Annotated in this window: 15 protein-coding genes; 3 read left to right on the top strand and 12 right to left on the bottom strand. The window is 70.4% G+C overall.

Going from position 1 to position 18232, the window contains the following annotated elements; translation table 11 throughout:
- Positions 1–134 precede the first annotated feature (134 nt).
- Both J2Y69_RS16170 and J2Y69_RS16165 read right to left on the bottom strand, forming a co-directional pair.
- Positions 135–503: an FKBP-type peptidyl-prolyl cis-trans isomerase gene (locus J2Y69_RS16170; protein ID WP_310022654.1), complete on the bottom strand. Its 369-nt coding sequence runs from the start codon at positions 501–503 to the stop codon at positions 135–137.
- A 259-nt stretch (positions 504–762) separates the two neighbouring features.
- Complete coding sequence (locus tag J2Y69_RS16165; protein WP_310022651.1) at positions 763–2013, bottom strand: PrsW family intramembrane metalloprotease; 1251 nt, start codon at positions 2011–2013, stop codon at positions 763–765.
- Positions 2014–2072: 59 nt separating this feature from the next.
- Between J2Y69_RS16165 and J2Y69_RS16160 the strand changes: the two genes are divergently transcribed.
- On the top strand, positions 2073–2960 hold the full coding sequence (locus tag J2Y69_RS16160) for a fumarylacetoacetate hydrolase family protein (RefSeq protein ID WP_310022650.1): 888 nt from the start codon (positions 2073–2075) through the stop codon (positions 2958–2960).
- Positions 2961–2984: 24 nt separating this feature from the next.
- Here the strand turns inward: J2Y69_RS16160 and J2Y69_RS16155 are convergent, their stop codons facing one another.
- From J2Y69_RS16155 to J2Y69_RS16115, 9 genes are all read right to left on the bottom strand, one after another.
- On the bottom strand, positions 2985–4118 hold the full coding sequence (locus tag J2Y69_RS16155; RefSeq protein WP_310022648.1) for a LacI family DNA-binding transcriptional regulator: 1134 nt from the start codon (positions 4116–4118) through the stop codon (positions 2985–2987).
- Between the two features lie 47 nt (positions 4119–4165).
- Positions 4166–6001 (bottom strand): glycoside hydrolase family 3 protein, encoded by a 1836-nt coding sequence (locus tag J2Y69_RS16150; protein ID WP_310022647.1) that lies wholly within the window; start codon positions 5999–6001, stop codon positions 4166–4168.
- Between the two features lie 71 nt (positions 6002–6072).
- A complete protein-coding gene (locus J2Y69_RS16145) occupies positions 6073–6963 on the bottom strand; it encodes a carbohydrate ABC transporter permease (RefSeq protein WP_310022645.1) in 891 nt (296 codons plus the stop codon).
- A gap of 4 nt (positions 6964–6967) precedes the next feature.
- Positions 6968–7918: a carbohydrate ABC transporter permease gene (locus J2Y69_RS16140; RefSeq protein ID WP_310022643.1), complete on the bottom strand. Its 951-nt coding sequence runs from the start codon at positions 7916–7918 to the stop codon at positions 6968–6970.
- A 4-nt stretch (positions 7919–7922) separates the two neighbouring features.
- Positions 7923–9188, bottom strand: a complete 1266-nt coding sequence (locus tag J2Y69_RS16135; protein WP_310022641.1) for an extracellular solute-binding protein — start codon at positions 9186–9188, stop codon at positions 7923–7925.
- A 298-nt stretch (positions 9189–9486) separates the two neighbouring features.
- Positions 9487–10962: an aspartate ammonia-lyase gene (locus tag J2Y69_RS16130; protein ID WP_310022639.1), complete on the bottom strand. Its 1476-nt coding sequence runs from the start codon at positions 10960–10962 to the stop codon at positions 9487–9489.
- 65 nt (positions 10963–11027) lie between these two features.
- On the bottom strand, positions 11028–11927 hold the full coding sequence (locus J2Y69_RS16125; RefSeq protein ID WP_310022637.1) for a phosphodiesterase: 900 nt from the start codon (positions 11925–11927) through the stop codon (positions 11028–11030).
- Between the two features lie 15 nt (positions 11928–11942).
- Positions 11943–12275 carry a peptidase gene (locus J2Y69_RS16120; RefSeq protein ID WP_310022636.1) on the bottom strand — a complete coding sequence of 111 codons (333 nt, stop codon included), beginning with the start codon at positions 12273–12275 and terminating at the stop codon, positions 11943–11945.
- Complete coding sequence (locus J2Y69_RS16115; protein ID WP_310022634.1) at positions 12272–13510, bottom strand: inorganic phosphate transporter; 1239 nt, start codon at positions 13508–13510, stop codon at positions 12272–12274. The genes J2Y69_RS16120 and J2Y69_RS16115 overlap by 4 nt, the downstream gene beginning before the upstream one ends.
- Before the next feature lie 175 nt (positions 13511–13685).
- On the opposite strand from J2Y69_RS16115, the gene J2Y69_RS16110 reads away from it, so the two are divergent.
- A complete protein-coding gene (locus tag J2Y69_RS16110; protein WP_310022632.1) occupies positions 13686–15821 on the top strand; it encodes a S9 family peptidase in 2136 nt (711 codons plus the stop codon).
- A 276-nt stretch (positions 15822–16097) separates the two neighbouring features.
- Entirely contained in the window at positions 16098–17024 is a 927-nt protein-coding gene (locus tag J2Y69_RS16105) for a hypothetical protein (RefSeq protein ID WP_310022630.1), read from the top strand.
- A 167-nt stretch (positions 17025–17191) separates the two neighbouring features.
- Here J2Y69_RS16105 and J2Y69_RS16100 read toward each other — a convergent pair whose 3' ends face one another.
- A complete protein-coding gene (locus tag J2Y69_RS16100; RefSeq protein WP_310022628.1) occupies positions 17192–18220 on the bottom strand; it encodes a 6-phosphofructokinase in 1029 nt (342 codons plus the stop codon).
- Between the last annotated feature and the right edge of the window lie 12 nt (positions 18221–18232).

Raw genomic sequence — 18232 nt, 5'->3', positions numbered from 1 at the left:
GTGGCCGCCGTCCGGCGACATGGACTCCAACTTACATGCGACTGAATGTATTCCCGTGCATGGAGAATTGGACGGGGATCAAGACGGAGGCCCCCGTCGCGGTATGCGACGAGGGCCTCCCGAACAGCGTGCGATCAGCCGACGGCCACGAGGTCGATGATGAAGATGAGGGTCTTCCCGCCGAGGAAGTGTCCCGAGCCGGCGGGCCCGTAGGCGAGCTGGGGCGGGATCACGAGCTCGCGGCGACCGCCGACCTTCATGCCGGGGATGCCATCCTGCCACCCCTGGATGAGGCCGCGCAGCGGGAACTGGATGGTCTCCCCGCGACCCCAGGAGGAGTCGAACTCCTCGCCGGAGTCGAACTCGACGCCGGCGTAGTGCACGGTGACGGTGTCGCCGGGCTTGGCTTCATCGCCGTCGCCGACGATCAGGTCGCGGACGACCAGCTCGGTGGGGGCGGGTCCGCTCGGGGCATCGAACTCAGGCTTGGTGCGCTCAGTCATGCCTCCATCCAACCCGAGGAGGCGGGGAGGGTCAACGCAGGCGCACCAGCCCACAGCGAACACCCGGCGTCCCGCGATGCGCTCCCCCGGTGTGCCCTCCCGGTGTGCTCTCCCGGTGCGCTCTCCCGGTGCGGCGTTCCGACCGATCGGGCCTTGACAGGCCACGCGGGCGGGTGCACCCTGTTCTCAGATCAACTCAGCGCCCGGGAGACATGCAGGCATCGCCGCAGCACCGGGCGCTGAGTCTGCCTGGCCGGAGTCAGTAGGCGAGCAGCTCGGCCCTGGTCGCCTGGGCGCGCAGGAGCAGCGCGCGCTCGTCCTGGATCGCGACGGCGTCCCGTCCGCCGATGATCCGCTGCCGGACGGCGGCCAGCGCCGTCGCCTCCTTGATGAATGCCTTCATGACCGGACGGCGGTCCTCGCGCAGTCCCCTCGCCCACTGCAGACCCGCCCGGCGCCCGGCGGGCGTGGCGAGCATCGTCACCTCCTGAGGGGTGAACCAGCCCGCGGCGGCGTACTCCGAGAGCCGCTCCCTGGTCAGGCGCGACTCCTCCCGCCGGAGGCCGACGATCCCGAGGATGAAGCCGATGAACAACGGCACCTGCGCGGTCAGGTAGAGGGCGAAGAAGTCGCCGAAGACCGAGGACCCGTTCCAGAAGGCGTGCAGGAGGACCGCGCCGACGAGACCGACCAGGCCCGCCGAGGACACCGCGCCGAGCGTGCCGCCCCGCCGCGCCGCCATGCCGATCGCGAACCCGGTGAGGGAGGTGAACATCGCATGGGCGAAGGGCGACATGAGCCCGCGCAGGACGAAGGTGACCGTGAGGTCCTGTCCCCCGCCCTCGATGAGGCTCACGGCGAAGTACTGGATGTTCTCCGTGAACGCGAAGCCCGCCCCCACCAGGGCGCCGTAGACGATGCCGTCCACCGGACCGTCGAAGGCGCGGCGGGCCATCAGGAACACCAGGAGCACGCCGAGCCCCTTGGCCCCCTCCTCCACGATCGGCGCCTGCAGGATCGAGGTCAGCGTGTCGTCGCGCTGCCCGAGGAGGGTCGTCAGCCCGAGATCGACGAGAAGCGCGATCCCGACCGCTGCGAGCGCGCCCCAGGCGAGGGCGAAGACGACGAGCGAACGGGGCTCGGGCTCCCAGCGGTCGATGAGCCTGACCCCGAACAGCACGATCCCCAGCGGGATCAGGGCGAGCACCAGGCCGATGACGGAGGCGGCGGCGCCGAGCGTCCCGACGAAGTAGCCGACGAGCGCGATCAGCACGAAGCCCAGGAGCCCCAGCGCCCAGATCACCGCTGCGCGCCCCCGGCGCGCAGGCACCGGGAGGGACGGCACGGTGGGGACCGGCGCCGGCGGGCGGTACACGGGCTGCGCGGCCGTCTCCGGACGCTGGGCGAGGACGGAGCCGTAGACCGGCGGCGCATACCCGGCTGCCCCGTCCACGGGCGCGCCTGCCCCGTCCTCCGGCCGCACGGGGTCGTAGGGTCCTCCAAAGCTCATGGACAAAGCCTAGAGGGCGCCTCGCGCGGGCAGCGGTCCCGCCCCGGTAGCGTAGAGGCATGCGGTTTGCTCATCTGCGCCGTCCCGAGTCTTCTGCCATCTCCCTCGCGGTTGTCGATTCCGGCGATGCCATCCTCGTCTCCGATCTCGTGGACCCTGCTCCTGCCTCCCTTCAACAGCTCATCGAGGGCGGTGACGCGCTGCTCGACGACATCCGCGCGGCGCTCGCCGTCGGGACGGCCCCTCGCCGCCGGCTGGACGGGCTCGCGTTCGCCTCGGCGGTGATCGCCCCTCCCGCCGTCCTCGCCGTCGGGCTCAACTACGCGGCCCACTCCAGCGAACTGGGCCTGAAGACAGACACGGCCCCCACGGTCTTCACCCTGTGGCCCAACTCCCTGACCGGCCACGAGGAGACGACCGCGTGGCCGCGGTCGCTCAGCGAGTCCGTGGACTACGAGGCGGAGCTGGGAGTGCTCATCGGCGCCGCAGCCAAGGACGTCTCCGCCGCGGACGCGCTCGACCACGTCTGGGGATACACCGTCGTCAACGACATCACCGCCAGGGACATCCAGTTCTCCGAGGCGCAGTGGTCGCGCTGCAAGTCCTTCGACGGCTTCACCCCCACGGGTCCGGTCGTCGTGACGGCGGACGAGATCCCCGACCCGCAGGACCTGCACATCTGGGCCGTCGTGGACGGGCACACCGTCCAGGACGCGACGACCGGCCAGATGGTCCGATCGGTCGCGACCCTCATCGCGCACCTCTCCCAGTCGCTGACCCTGCTCCCCGGGACCCTCATCTCGACCGGGAGCCCAGGGGGCGCCGGCTACTCGCGCGATCCGCAGATCTTCCTGCGCGACCGCTCCACCGTGACCGTCGGCATCGACGGGATCGGCGAGCTGACCACCCACTGCCGGATCCTGGACGGCGCGCCGACCGCCTCGTAGCGGCTCCGCGCCGGACGGGGGCCTTCAGCCCTCGCAGCCGCAGCTGCCGCCGAGCTGCAGGCCGACGCCGAGCCGCACGGTGCGCGGCTCCTGCGTGCCGTCGCCGGGATCGGTGAGCAGCAGGTGGGCGGCGATGCGTCCCATCAGCTCCATCGGCTGACGGATCGTGGTGAGGGTGGGTGTGCTCGTGCGCCCGGCGAGGATCCCGTCGAAGCCGGCGATCAGGACGTCGCGGGGCGCCTGCAGCCCCTGCTCGGCGAGCACGTCGAACAGGGCGATCGCGATCTGGTCGCTCGCGCAGACCAGGGCGTCCGGCAGGGTGCCGGCACGCGCCCGCTCGATGACCTTCGTGAACAGCGGCGAGCGCTCGAGGTCGACCTCGTCGAGGGCCTCGGCGGTCGTGGACGGCGAGCCCTCGGCGACGGCGCCGAAGAAGGCGTCCATCCGCTCGCGGTAGTCGTCCGCGGCCCGCGCGCCGACCCAGCCGAGCGAACGGACGCCGTGGACGTCGATCAGGTGCCGGACCAGCATCCGCTCGCCAGCCGCATTGTCCACGAGCACCCGGTGCCCCGTGCCCGCCGCGGTGCTCAGGAGCACGACCGGGACGTTCGCGGCGACGGACGCGAGGGACGCCATCGCCGACTCCCCGGGGAGCACCGCGAGCCCGTCGACCCTGCCCGCGGTGTCGGCGATCTCGGACGGCCCCGTCCCGCCCGTGCTGAGCAGGACGGCGCGGCCGTTGCGCTTGCACTCCAGGACGAAGCCGCGCTGGACCTCGTCGACGTAGAGGGGGAAGGTCTGCGGCTGGCTCTGCCGTGCGTCCTCCGCGGCGTCCCACGCGACCGTGCCGCCGTCCAGGTCCATCGCGTCCAGCTCGCGGAGCCCCGCGTGCGCGGCCGGGTCCCGGGGCATCGCCCCTTCAGGGGGGCCGTCGAGGAGGAGATCGAAGAGGTGCAGGCCGAGGACGCCGGTACGGCCCCTCGCGAGGTTCCGCGCCGATCCGCTGGGCACGTAGCCCAGTTCCCTCGCGACGCGAAGCACGGTCTCGCGGGTCTCCTGACGCACCTTCTCCGGCCGGCGGAAGGCGAAGGACACCGTCGCGATCGAGACGCCCGCCCGCTCGGCGACGTCGTAGACGGTGGGACGGCTGGACGACATGGCACCTCGCTTCCCGGCGATTCTACTGACGCCTCACGGTCCGGCCGTCACAGCGCCAGACCCGAGCCCCGCGCGTAGACCGGATCGTCGGTGTCGTCCGGGACGTCCGTCCGCGAGCGGCGCACCGCGTCCATCGAGCGGGGGATCTCGATCGGCAGCCGCCCGCGACGCGAGACCCGCCCGGCGAGAGCCGCCAGGACGGCCTCGTCGGAGCTGCCGAAGTCCGCCGCGAGGACCGAGGCGACGGGGACGAACGGGGTGAGGATCCCCGGACGGTCGAGCGTCACCACGAGGATCAAGGGGCACTGCGCCGCGATCCGCGCCAGCCGCACGACCAGGCCGGGCGGGAACTCGAGCGATCCCTGATGGAACCACTTCTCCAGGAAGAGGTCGTCGCGGGGCTCGAAGGGCGCGCCGATGCGGATGACCGCCAGATCCGCGTCCTCGGGTCCTGCGACCCGGTCCCCGTATGCGGCGAGCGCATCGTCGCGGACGCCCTCCGCGTAGACGGCGGGCCGGGACCCCTGGAACAGCGGGAGCAGGCCTTCGCGGTCCTCGAGCACCGTGACCGACTCCGCCTGGGCCCGCAGCCCGATCTCGCGCAGCTCGCTGCTTCCGACGACGCGCTCCGCCTCGTCCTCGTCGACGTAGGGGTCGTCGAACAGTCCGAGATCGAACTTCACCCGCAGGATCCGGGCGACGGACTCGTCGACCCGGGGCTCAGGGACGTCGCCGGAGCGCACGAGGTCGAGGAGCAGGTCCACGCACTCCTCCCCGCCGAACTGGTCGGCGCCCGCGTCGAGGAGCCGGAGCATCCGCTCCCGTGGCGTGAGCTGTTCGACGCCCCATGCACGGGCGGGGAGCACCTGATCGCCGACGTGGTTGTCGTTGACGAGCTCCCAGTCCGTCAGCACGACCCCGTCGTACCCCAGCTCCTCGCGGAGCAGGCCCGTGACGATCTGCCGGCTGTAGGCGAAGCCCACCTCCTCGATCGGCACGCCGTCCCGGACGACGCCGATCGGCATCCCGTAGTAGGGCATGATCCCCGCGGTCCCGCGCCGTATCGCCTCGCGGAACGGGAGGAGGTGCTCCTCGAACCGGCCGCCGGGATAGACCTGCTCCCGCCCATAGGGGAAGTGCGCGTCCTCGCCGTCGAGCTGCGGGCCGCCGCCGGGGAAGTGCTTGGTGGTGCAGGCGATGCTGTCCGGGCCGAGCCGCTCCCCCTGGAGCGCATCCAGGTACACCCCGACGATCTCGGCCACCCGCTGCGCGTCGTAGCCGAACGACTGCCCCTGGCGACCCCATCGGGGCTCGGTCGGGAGATCCACCTGGGGGTGCAGCGCCGCCCTGATCCCGACGGCGCGGTACTCCCGCCGCACGGTCTCCGCGAAGACGCGGATCGTCTCCAGGTCATCGATCGCCGCGAGTCCCATCGCCTCCGGCCACTGCGAGAACGGTCCGGCGGAGAAGGCGACGCCGGTGTTCTCCACGAATGCGTGCCGCGGATCGGTGCTGATCGTGACGGGGATCCCGTGCGGCGTGCGCTCGGCGAGCCCCTGCAGGAGGTTGTTCCAGCGCGCCGCCTCGCGAGCGGTCCTGATCGCGTGGACGTTGAAGTGGCTCATGTGCTTCCCGAGCACCACCGCGGAGGTCGGGGACTTCGAGATCATGCCGGGCTCCTCCAGCAGCCCCCCGCCGTCGCCGATCTCGATCACCGTCTGGAACATCAGCCCGGCCTTCTCCTCCAGGCTCAGCCGGGACAGCAGGTCCGCGACCCGATCCTCCGTGCCCCGCCGCGGATCCTCATAGGGGTCCATGACGCCGTTGCCGTTGAGGTCGCGGAAGGCCGTGCCGTCGGGCGAGCGGTGGAGGGTCGGTGTCATGGCGGACCTGCTTTCTGGTCGGAGGGCGAGCGGAGCGGTCGGGGCGGTGGTCGCGGTGGTCGGGGCGGTGGTCACTTCAGCCCCGTCGTCGCGACGCCGCGGATGAACCACCGCTGGAGGAAGACGAAGAGGAGGAGGATGGGCGCGATCACGAGCACGGAGCCCGCCAGCAGCAGGCCGTAGTCGGTCGCGTTCTGCCCGGTGGAGTACAGCGAGAGGGCCACGGGGAGCGTGTACATCTCCTGGGTCTGCGCTGCCACGAGCGGCCAGAGGAAGTTGTTCCACGACGACAGGAAGGTGAGGATCCCGAGCGTCGCGAGCGGCGGCCCGCACAGCGGCATCACGATCCGTGCGAAGATCCGCCACTCCCCCGCGCCGTCGATGCGCGCGGCCTCCAGCAGCGCATCGGGGATCCCGAGCATGAACTGCCGCATGAGGAACACCCCGATGGGCGCCGTGATGAACGGGAGGATGAGCCCGGGGAAGGTGTTCACCAGGCCGAGGCCCGACACCATCACGAACAGCGGGACGAAGGTCACAACTCCCGGGACCATGAGCGTCACCATCACGATCGCGAAGAGCGTCCTCTTGCCCGGGAAGTCCATCTTGGCGAGCGCATAGCCGACCATCGAGCAGAACACCATGTTGCCGAGCACGGTGACGACGGCGACGATGAGGCTGTTGCCGAAGAATCGCCCGAACTCCAGCGGCCCGAACCACTCGGCGAAGTTCGCCCCGGTGGGGTTCTCCGGCCACCACGTCGGCGGCCGCTGCAGGATCTCCCCCTGCGTCTTGACCGACCCGAGCACCATCCAGACGAAGGGGATGAGCCAGAGGACGAGGCCGACGGCGAGCACCGTGTAGGTGAGGATACGGCCCCTGTCCATGCGGGGTCGCCGGCGCCTGCCCGAGCCGGACGGGGTGGCGGTCCCTGGGCGTTCCGGGGCGACGGTCGTCGACATGTCGTCAGTCCTTCGAACGGAGCAGCCGGAACTGCAGGAGGCTGAGCAGCGCGATCGCGAGGAACAGCACGTAGCTCGCCGCCGAGGCGAGGCCGTACTCCCCGAATCCGAACTGCTGGTAGGTGTAGAAGGCGACCGAGAGCGTCGAGTCCAACGGCCCGCCCTTGGTCATCACGAAGGCCTCCTCGAAGAACTGCAGATAGCCGACCGAGATGAGCACGGCGCCCAGGAGCAGAGTGGGCCGGAGCAGCGGCAGCGTGACCGAGACGAGTCGTCGCCACGCCGAGGCGCCGTCCATGGTCGCCGCCTCGTTGACCTCGGCGGGGACGGCCTGGAGCCCCGCGAGAAAGATCACCATGAGCGTGCCGACGTTGCGCCAGACGGCCATCATGATCAGGGACGGCAGGGCGAACGCCGGATCGTTGAGCCAGTTCGGGCCGTCGATCCCGAAGACGCCGAGCGCCTCGTTCAGGAGACCGTCCGGCTGGAGGATGTAGCGCCACACCACGGAGACGGCGACGATGCTCGTGACGACCGGCGCGTAGAACCCGACGCGGAAGAACGAGACGATCCGGCCTCTTCCGCTGTTCAGCGCGAGGGCGAGGGCAAGGGCGAGAGCCATCGTCACCGGGATCCCGACGACGACGAAGATCCCGGTGACGCCGAGGGACGTCAGGAACCGCGTGTCGGAGAAGAGCGCGAGGTACTGCTGGATCCCGACCGCGTTCACCGCGAAGGGCGAGCCGATGTCGCGCGCGGTGAAGTCGGTGAACGACATCGCGAAGGACCCCAGGATGGGGACGAGCATGAACGTGCCGAAGACCGCGACGAACGGCAGGCAGAAGGCCCAGGCGATGAGCGCCTGGCGCCTCCTGCGCCGCGCGTGCAGTCCGCCGGGACGCGGGCCGCCGTCGCGGACCCGCGCCCCTTCGGCAGCGATGGCCGTTGCGGTCATGACCTCAGTCCAGTCCGATCGCGTCCGCCTGGCCCTGGAGATCCTTGAGCACCGTCGCGACGGTCCCGTTCCCCCTCCGGAGCGCCTCGAGCGCCTGATCGCCCTTCGCCGCGACCTTGACCCAGCTGGTGGTCACCGGGGGCGCCTTGGCCGTCTCCAGCTGCGTGCCGAAGGTCGCAAGGCTTGCGTCGCCGGAGACCGCGGGCTCCTCCCACGCCGCCTTCGCCGCGGGGAGGTCGCCGGTGGCCTCGAAGAAGGCCGCCTGGGTCGCGGGCTCGCTGAGCCAGTCGACGAGCTTCCATGCCGATGAGGCGTTCTTGCTCTTGTCGAACACCACGAGGTCGGCGCCGCCGCTGAACGAGACGGAGCCCTTCTCGGCGGGGAGCACGGCGGTGGAGTACTTCTCCGCGAACCCCTCTCCGCCGACGGCCTCCAGCTGGCCGCGGAGGAACGGGCCCTCCACCACCATCGGCGCGGTGCCCGCGACGAACTCCGCCTCGGTGGCGCCGGGCGAGGTGTCGACGTTGGGGTCTGCGATGCCGTCGGTGAAGAAGCTCTGGTAATAGTCCAGCCCCTTCGCCATCTCCGGCGTGTCGAGCGTCCAGGAGCCGCCGTCGATCAGCTCGGCGCCAGCGGACCAGGGCATCCACATGGCGCCCTGGAACGAGTCGTTCCCCGCCGGGAGACGCATCCCCCAGGTCGAGCCGCCCTTCTGCTGCATGTCCGAGGCCATCTGCTTGAGCTCCGGCCAGGAGGTCGGCGCGGCGTTCCATCCCGCCTTCTGCGCGATGTCGGTGCGGTAGTAGAGCACACGCGTGTCCACGTACCAGGGCACGCCGGCGCGGCGATCGCCGACCATCGTCGTGCTCTGCGCGCCGTCGAAGAACCCGGTGTCCGGGATCTGCTCCGGGACGGTGGCGAACGCGTCGGCGAAGTCGGCCATCCAGGTGGTGCCCATCATGGCCACATCCGGCGTGTTGCCACCTGCGATCGCGGTCTGGATCTTGTTGTGCGCCGCGTCCCACGGGATCGGGGTGACGTCGATCTCGACGTCCGGGTTCTCCTTCTCGAACGCCTTCAGGAAGTCCGGGAGCGCCTCGCCCTCCGCGCCCATCGCCCAGACGGTGATCTTCCCCGTGGCGGGGCCGTCATCGACGACGGCAGCGCCCGAGGGCTTCGTCGCCGCGTCGTCCGCGCGGCCGCAGCCGCTGAGGACGAGCGGCACGACGACCAATGCCGCGAGTCCGCTCAGCAGGGTCTTGGTCTTCACGTCTTCCTCCTTGAATCGTCGACCGGGAGACGCAGGGATCATCGATGATCTAAGCGCTTAAACTCTCCCGTATGGCGAGTCTAAGCGCTTAGATTGTGTCGTCGCAAGCCCGATTGGACGCTCATCTGGTCGGCCGATCGCAACGCTGTCGGATGGTAGAGGCCGATCTGGCCGACAGAGGTGCATCGGCCCGACATGGTGGCCGTGGAAAACGAGGACGCGGCGTCGGCGAGTGTTCGCCGACGCCGCGTCCTGGGCGGATCAGAGGGCCCTGAGCGGGCCGGGTGGTCCTTGCGGATCAGATGGTCGAGGGGGTGCCCTCGGCCAGGTCCTCGGCCGCGATGATCGGGATGGCCGCGGTGACCGTCTCGAGCCCGGACAGACGCGCCGGGGAGAGCTGCTTGGCCACTTCCTCGCGCGACATGAGGCCGGCCTCGACGACGAGGTCGGCGACGCTGCGCTTGGTGAGCAGAGCGGCCTTCGCGAGCGCCGCCGAGGCGGCGTAGCCGATGAAGGGCGTGAGGGCGGTGATCACGCCGACCGACGAGCCGACCATCGCGCCGAGCCGGTCTCGGTTCGCGGTGATCCCGTCGACGCAGTTGACGCGGAGGGTCCACATCGCCTGGCGCATCCAGGTGATCGACTGGAAGATCGAGTGCGCGATGACCGGCTCGAAGGCGTTGAGCTGGAGCTGGCCGCCCTCGACCGCCATGGTGACGGTGGTGTCGGCGCCGACGACCGCGAAGGCGACCTGGTTGACGACCTCGGGGATCACCGGGTTGACCTTGCCGGGCATGATGCTCGATCCCGCCTGCTGCGCGGGCAGGTTGATCTCGCCGAGCCCCGCCTGCGGGCCGGAGGAGAGCAGGCGCAGGTCGTTGCAGATCTTCGAGAGCTTGATGGCGTTGCGCTTCAGCGACGAGGAGAACGACATGAAGGACCCCGTGTCGCTCGTCGCCTCGACGAGGTCGCCCGCGGTGGCCAGGTCCAGCCCCGTGATCGCACGGAGGTGGCGGAGGACCGCGATGGCGTAGCCCGGGTGCGTGGTGATGCCGGTGCCGATCGCGGTGGCGCCCATGTTGATCTCGAACAGCAGCGAGGCGTTCTCGGTGAGCCGCGTGTGGTCGTAGCCGAGGGTGGTCGCGAAGCCGTGGAACTCCTGACCGAGGGTCATCGGCACCGCGTCCTGCAGCTGCGTCCGCCCGACCTTGAGCACGTCGTGGAACTCGTTCGCCTTGCCGAGGAACGAGCGGCGGAGCAGGTCGAGCTCGTCCAGCAGCGATCGGAGCGTCAGGGAGAGGCCGATCTTGATCGACGTCGGGTAGACGTCGTTCGTGGACTGGCTGCGGTTGGTGTGGTCGATCGGCGACAGGAACTCGTAGTCTCCCTTGGGGCGCCCGGCCAGCTCCAGCGCAATGTTGGTGATGACCTCGTTGGCGTTCATGTTGGTCGAGGTCCCCGCACCCCCCTGGATGACCCCCACCACGAACTGGTCGTGGAACTCGCCGTCGATCACGCGCTGCGCGGCCGCGTCGATGAGATCGGCGCGCTCGGCGTCGAGGACGCCGATCTCCTTGTTCGCCCTGGCGCTCGCCTGCTTCACCATCGCGAGGCCCCGCACGAGATCGGGATAGACCGAGATCGGCCGCTTCGTGATCGGGAAGTTCTCCTCGGCGCGGAGGGTGTGGATACCCCAATACGCGTCGGCGGGGATCTCCTTGCTTCCCAGGGAGTCGGACTCAGTACGGGTCAGGGCAGGCGCATCGGCAGCCATGGACACATCCTTGTGGGTGGTGGCGAACGGGGTTCAGGGGATGCGTCGAGTCTATCGCCACCGGGTCATCGCCCCGGTTTCCGCGAGAACGCGTCGAGCCGCTCGTCCGGGGTGAGCGCCGCCATCCGCGCCACCCACTCCGGCGAGAACACCTCGGCGGGGACCGCGTCCACCACCGGGACGACCGTGTGCGTGATGGTCTCGGGGCGGACGTGGACAAGCTGGAACGACTGCGCGGCGTCCATGCCGTTGACGCTCTCCGCGGGGCTCGCGACGTCCATCGTGTAGCAGGTGGCGGAGGCCACGCTCACGGGGATCCCGGCGAACGAGCCGTGCAGCGAGTAGTGCAGATGCCCCGCGAGGATGCCGCGCACGTCCGATCCGCGCAGCACATCGGCCAGCTCGTCCTGATGCCGCAGCTCCAGGATGTCGAAGAAGGGCAGATGGCTGGGCACCGGCGGATGGTGCATCGCGAGGATCGTGCCGTGGGGCGCCGGCTCACGGAGGATCTCGGTCAGCCATGCCCTCTGCGCGGCGTCCACGTCCCCGTGGTGCCATCCTGGCACGGTCGAGTCCAGCGCGATCAGGCGCAGGCCGTTCAGGTCCCACACCCCGGTCACCGGCTCCTCGGAGGGCGCGGCGTCGAGCAGGTGCTCGCGGAGGGCCGGGCGTTCGTCGTGGTTGCCCGCCACCCAGACCACGGGTGCGCCGAGACGCGCGGCGACGGGTTCGACCGACGCCCGCAGCCGGCGATAGGCGTCCGGCTCGCCGAGGTCCGCGAGGTCCCCGGTGACGACGATCGCATCGGGCCGCTCCGCCGCGCTCTCGATCGCGGCGAGCGTGCGTTCGAGGGAGGCGTCGACGTCGAATCGTCCGCCGAGGCGCTCCCCGCCCGCGAGCAGATGCGGATCGCTCAGGTGGACGAGCGTGTGCGTAGGCGGGGCGTAGCGACCGAACTGCGGCATGGCGCCAGGCTATCCCTAGCCGACGACGATGAGCAGGATCCCTGCGACGACGGCGAGCGCGCACACCGCGAAGCAGGCGATCGCCCCGACGAGCGCGACGCTCTTCTGCCCCTCGGTGAGCGGGCTCTTCTTCGCCGCCTTCGCGGCGGCCTTGGCGGCCCGCTTCGCCTCCTTCTCGGTGATGACCGTGATGGCGTCGGTGAACTCCGCCGGACTCACCACCGGCGCGCGTCCCGAGCGGACCAGCAGGCGCAGGCCCATGGCGTAGAAGCCGACGACGATCACGGCGCCGGCAAGGGCCGCGCCGAAGACCTTGGCGAAGGACAGCCAGTCGATGACCACGTTCATCGGCCCTCCTCCCGTGCGGCGCGCTTCTCGGCCTTGCGCGCACGCTGCACGCGACGCTGCCGGGGCGTGGGCGGCGGGGCGTCCGGCACCTCGACGGCGTGGCCGGAGGCGGCGACCTCGCTGAACGCGTTGTGCGCGGTGACGGCATTGCGCCGCGACCGCAGGAACATCGCCATGATGAGGATGACGGCCAGCACCGCGTCGATGAACACGCCCCAGCCGCCGAGCCAGACCACCAGAACCGCGGCGAGCGCTCCGACACCGCCGGCGGCGGGGAGCGTGAGGATCCATCCCAACGCGATGCGGCCGGCGGTGCGCCAGCGGACGGTCGAACCGCGCCGGCCGAGGCCTGAGCCGATGACGGAGCCCGACGCGACCTGGGTCGTCGAGAGGGCGAAGCCCAGGGCGCTGGAGGCGAGGATCGTGGCCGCCGTCGAGGTCTCGGCGGAGAAGCCCTGCGCGGGCTTGACGTCGGTGAGGCCCTTGCCGAGGGTGCGGATGATCCGCCATCCGCCCAGGTAGGTGCCGAGCGCGATCGTGAGCGCGCAGGCGATGATCACCCAGAGCTGCGGCTCGTGGTGCGCACCCGACTGCCACCCGACCGTGATCAGGGCGAGCGTGATCACGCCCATGGTCTTCTGCGCGTCGTTGGTGCCGTGGGCGAGGGCGACGAGGGAGGACGTGAAGATCTGGCCCCAGCGGAATCCGTCCCGGCCGTCCGGCTTCTCGTCGTAGCGCCGAGTGATCGCATAGGCGATCTTGGTGACCGCGAAGGCGATGATGCCCGCCGTCACGGGAGCGATGAGGGCGGGGAGCACGACCTTCGACAGCACGACCCCGAAGTCGATGCCGGAGAGTCCCACCCCGACCAGCGTCGCCCCGATCAGGCCGCCGAACAGCGCGTGGGAGGAGCTGGACGGAAGGCCGAGGAGCCAGGTGAGCATGTTCCAGGTGATCGCGCCGATGAGGCCGGCGAAGATCAGCGAGGGGAGGATCCCGTGCCCGATCTGGTCCTCGCGGACGATGCCGCCGGAGATCGTCTTGGAGACCTCCGTGGAGAGGAACGCCCCGACCAGGTTCAGGACGGCGGCCAGCAGGACCGCGGTCCTCGGCTTGAGCGCCCCCGTCGCGATCGGCGTGGCCATCGCGTTCGCCGTGTCGTGGAAGCCGTTGGTGAAGTCGAAGAAGAGTGCCAGCAGGATCACCAGCACGACGATGAGGGCTGCGGTTTCCACCGTTCGCTTTCCGTTGGGTTGACTCAGACAGTGCCGACGGGATCGGCGTGACGAACGAAGAGTTCACCGTGGGTTCAGCATCCGTTAACGGGCCCAGTGCATCCTCCCACCGCGGTCCCGCCCGGTCAACTCAGCGGACCACGCCAGGACTGGGTTCGTCGGATAGCGTGGAGCGGTGACCAACGCCGCATCCGACGCACGTCCGGATTCCCTTCCCGCCCCGCCCCGTGCCGCCCGCCGCGCGCATTCGCGCACCCACCACGGCGACACCGTCCAGGACCCCTACGACTGGCTGCGCGCCAAGGATGACGCCGATGTCGTCGCCCACCTCGAGGCCGAGAACGCATACTCCGACGCGAGGACCGCCCACCTCGCGCCGCTGCGCGAGCGGCTGTTCGAGGAGATCAAGGAGCGCGTGCAGGAGACCGACCTGTCGGTGCCCTCGCGACGCGGTGACTGGTGGTACTACGGCCGCACAGTGGAGGGCCAGCAGTACGGCCTGCAGTGCCGCGCCCGTGTCTCCTCCGCGGACGACTGGACGCCGCCCGTCCTCGACCCCGGCGTCGAGGTCCAGGGCGAAGAGGTCCTCCTCGACGGCAACGCCGAGGCCGAGGGGCACGAGTTCTTCTCGCTCGGCGCCTTCGGGGTCTCGGACGACGCGACCCGGCTGCTCTGGTCCACCGATTTCGAGGGCGACGAGCGCTACACCGTGCACGTGCGCGATCTCGTCACCGGCGAGACGCTCCCGGACGAGATCCCCGGCACCTCCGGCGCGTTCCTCACGCCGGACGGGCAGTCGATCGTCTACACGACCGTCGACGAGTCCTGGCGCCCTGACACGCTCTGGCTCCACCGGATCGGGACCCCCGTGGCCGACGACGTCCAGCTCTTCCACGAGCCGGACGAGCGGTTCTGGCTCGGCGCGGGGATCACGCGCAGCCGGCGCTTCCTCGTGATCGGGATCGGCTCGAACATCACCAGCGAGGAGATGATCGTCGATCTGGACGACATCACCGCTCCCCCGCGTCCGGTCTGGCCGCGCAAGGACGGCGTGGAGTACTCGATCGAGCACGCGGTCGTCGACGGGCGGGACGAGCTCCTCATCCTGCACAACGACGACGCCCTCGACTTCGAGCTGGTCGCCGTCGCGCTGGAGGATCCCCTCGGCGAGCGGCGCGTGCTCCTGCCGCACACCCCCGGGCGGCGGCTGGAGAGCGTCGACGCCTTCCGCGACGTCACGGCCGTGGAGTACCGCCGCGAGGGCATGAGCCGGATCGCGCTGATGGACGTGTCCTCCGGCGCCCTCGACGAGCTGGAGTTCGCCGAGCCGCTCTACGCCGCAGGTCTCGGCGGCAACGGCGAATGGACTGCGCCGTTCCTCCGGCTCGGGTACGGGTCCTTCGTGACGCCGTCCACCGTCTACGACCTCGACTGGCGCACGCGCGAGCTGCACCTCCGCAAGCGCCAGCCCGTCCTCGGCGGCTACGACCCGGACGACTACGCGCAGGCCAGGGACTGGGCGGTGACGGAGGACGGTACCCGGGTGCCCGTCTCGCTCGTCTGGAAACGGGAGTTCGGCGACCCGACCGACGGCGGCGAGCCGCGCCCGGTGCACCTCTACGGCTACGGCTCGTACGAGCACTCCATCGACCCCGGGTTCTCCGTCATGCGGCTCTCGGCCCTCGACCGCGGCGTCGTGTTCGCGGTCGCGCACGTGCGCGGCGGCGGCGAGCTCGGCCGGCACTGGTACGAGGACGGCAAGCTCGCGCACAAGAAGAACACGTTCACCGACTTCGTCGCCGTCGCCGGGCATCTGGTGTCCACCGGGGTCACCGCGCCCGACCGCCTCGTCGCCGAGGGCGGCAGCGCCGGCGGGCTGCTGATGGGCGCCGTGGCGAACCTCGCCCCCGAGCTCTTCTCCGGGATCCTGGCCTCCGTGCCGTTCGTGGACACCCTGACGACGATCCTGGACCCGTCCCTCCCCCTCACCGTCATCGAGTGGGACGAATGGGGCGACCCGCTGCACGATGCCGAGGCCTACGCCTACATCAAGTCATACTCCCCGTACGAGAACGTCCGGGAGGGCGCGGCCTATCCGCCCATCCTCGCCGTGACATCGCTCAACGACACGCGGGTGCTCTACGTGGAGCCCGCCAAGTGGGTCGCACGGCTGCGCGATGCCGGGGCCCAGGACGTCCTGCTCAAGTGCGAGATGGTCGCAGGCCACGGCGGCGTGAGCGGGCGCTACAGCTCCTGGCGGGAGCGTGCGTTCGAGCTCGCCTGGATCCTGGACCGCCTCGGCCGCGCCTGACCCGGCCGGCCCGTCCCGCCACCGGCCCGTCTCTGTCGGGCCGCCCATGTCCCACTTCTGGGCCACCGTGTCCCACTTCTCGAGCACCGTGTCCCACTTCTGGTTGCTCAGGGCACCGTCGAAGAACCAGAAGTGGGACACGAGGGTGAAAGAGGATCCGCGGGACGGACGAGTCGGGGAACGGAGGGTCCTGCACATCGGCAGGATCGGTGAGGATCTCCACCGGTCCTGCACATCGACGTCCTCCGCGGCGGCGAGCAGCGAAGAGTGGGTGTCATGAGCTCACGCACCCCGATCCCGCCCTCGCTCGGCGAACGCTTCTCCGTCGCGCACGCGCAGCGGCTCGGGATCGGGACTCAGCGTCTCCGCTCGCGGGACCTTGCCGCTCCCTTCCCCGGCGTCCGGCGACGTGCGGAGGTCCTGGAGCCGTCCGACCTGCGCGCGCGATGTCTGGACTATGCGCCCCGTCTTCGGCCGGGCCAGTTCTTCAGCCACGAGACGGCGCTCCTCCTGCTCGGTGTGCCTCTGCCACCGTTTCCCTATCAGCCGTCCATCCACATCGCGACCCATCGTCCCGCGCGGGAGCCACGCGTGCGGGGTGTCATCGGGCACCGCCTCCAGCTCAGGGAGCCGGCGACGGTCACGACGATCGACGGCCTGCCCGTCGAGCATCCCGTACGCGCCTGGCGTCAGGCCGGTGCGGATTGGCCCCTCGACGCGCTGATCGCCGCCGCCGACCATCTCGTCCACGTTGGGAACGGCCTGGCCACGATCGATGACCTCCGCGACGAAGCGGACGTGATGGGAGACCGGCGAGACGGCATCCTGCGTCGTGCACTGGCGTGGACACGGGTCGGAGTCGAATCTCCCCGTGAGACCGCCCTCCGCCTGGCGATCGTCCGCAGCGGCCTCCCCGAACCGGTGCCGGGCTGGGAGCTTCGCGACGGGCGGCGTCGGTTCGTCGCGCGGCTCGATCTCGCCTACCCCCGTTGGCGGATCGCAACCGAGTACGACGGTCGTCAGCATGCCGAGGACCCGGCGCAGTTCGCCCGCGACGCGGATCGATGGGACGCCGTCCGCCGTGAGGGCTGGACCCTCGTGCGGGTGTTGTCCCATCACATGGGCGGACGGGCGGAGATCGCGACGGGACGGGTCCGAGAGGCGCTCATCGACGCCGGATGGCGTCCGGGAATGTCGGGATGACCCTGAAGCAACCGAGCGGCCACCCTCTCCGTGTCCCGAAATCGGTTCCTCGGCGGCGAATCCACAACAGAAATCGGGACAAGGGTCCCGAGAAGTGGGACACGGGGCGCAGGAATCGGGATCGGGATCGGGATCAGGTTCGAGATCGGGAGGCGGCCCGGGAGGGATCAGCCGAAGAGCGCCGCGGCCTCCTCGTAGCGGTGCAGCGGCACCGTGTTCAGCTCACCGAGCGCCTCGGCGAACGGGACCCGGACGATGTCGGTCCCCCGCATCGCGACCATCTGGCCCCAGGCGCCCTCCACGATCGCATCGGCGGCGTGCAGCCCCAGACGCGTGGCGAGCACGCGGTCGAACCCGGACGGCGAGCCGCCTCGCTGGATGTGGCCGAGCACGGTCGAGCGCGTCTCGATCCCCGTGATGCGCTCGATCTCGGGGGCGAGGATCTCGCTGATGCCGCCGAGACGCGGACGGTTGAACGCGTCCAGACCCTTGTCGCTGTAGGCGGAATCCATGCCGGTGAGCGTGAAGCCCTCGGAGACGACGACGAGCGGGGCGCGTCCGCGGTCATGGGCGCTCGTGACGAGCGCGCAGACCTCCTCCATCGACATCGGGACCTCGGGGATGCAGATCACGTGAGCACCCGCCGCCATTCCCGCGTGGAGGGCGATCCAGCCGACGTGCCGGCCCATGACCTCGGCGACCATGCAGCGCTGGTGAGAGTCCCCGGTGGTGCGGAGGCGGTCCATCGCGTCGGTGGCGATGTTCACGGCGGTGTCGAAGCCGAAGGAGTAGTCGGTCGCGCGCAGATCGTTGTCGATGGTCTTCGGGACGCCGAGCACCTGGATGCCGTCCCCCGCGAGGCGGTTCGCCGCGGCCAGGGTCCCCTCCCCGCCGATGGCGACGATGCCGTCGATCCGGTGCTTCTCCAGCATCCGCGCGATGTTCGCGGGTCCGCCGCGCTCGCCCTCGTAAGGATTGGTGCGGCTCGTCCCGAGGATCGTGCCGCCGACCTTCGACAGCCCCTTCACCTCGTGCCGGGTGAGCGGGAAGAAGTCGCCGTCGACGACGCCGCGCCAGCCGTCGCGGATGCCGACGAACTCCAGATCGTAGGTCGTGGTCCCTTTGAGCACGATGCCGCGGATCACCGCGTTGAGGCCGGGGCAATCGCCGCCGCTGGTGAGGATGCCGATCTTCATGCTGCTGCCTTC

The sequence above is a fragment of the Microbacterium resistens genome, from assembly GCF_031456305.1.
Lineage (GTDB): Bacteria > Actinomycetota > Actinomycetes > Actinomycetales > Microbacteriaceae > Microbacterium > Microbacterium resistens_A.
The sequence above is the reverse complement of the archived record's forward strand: the minus strand, read 5'-3'. Positions and strand labels throughout refer to the sequence as shown.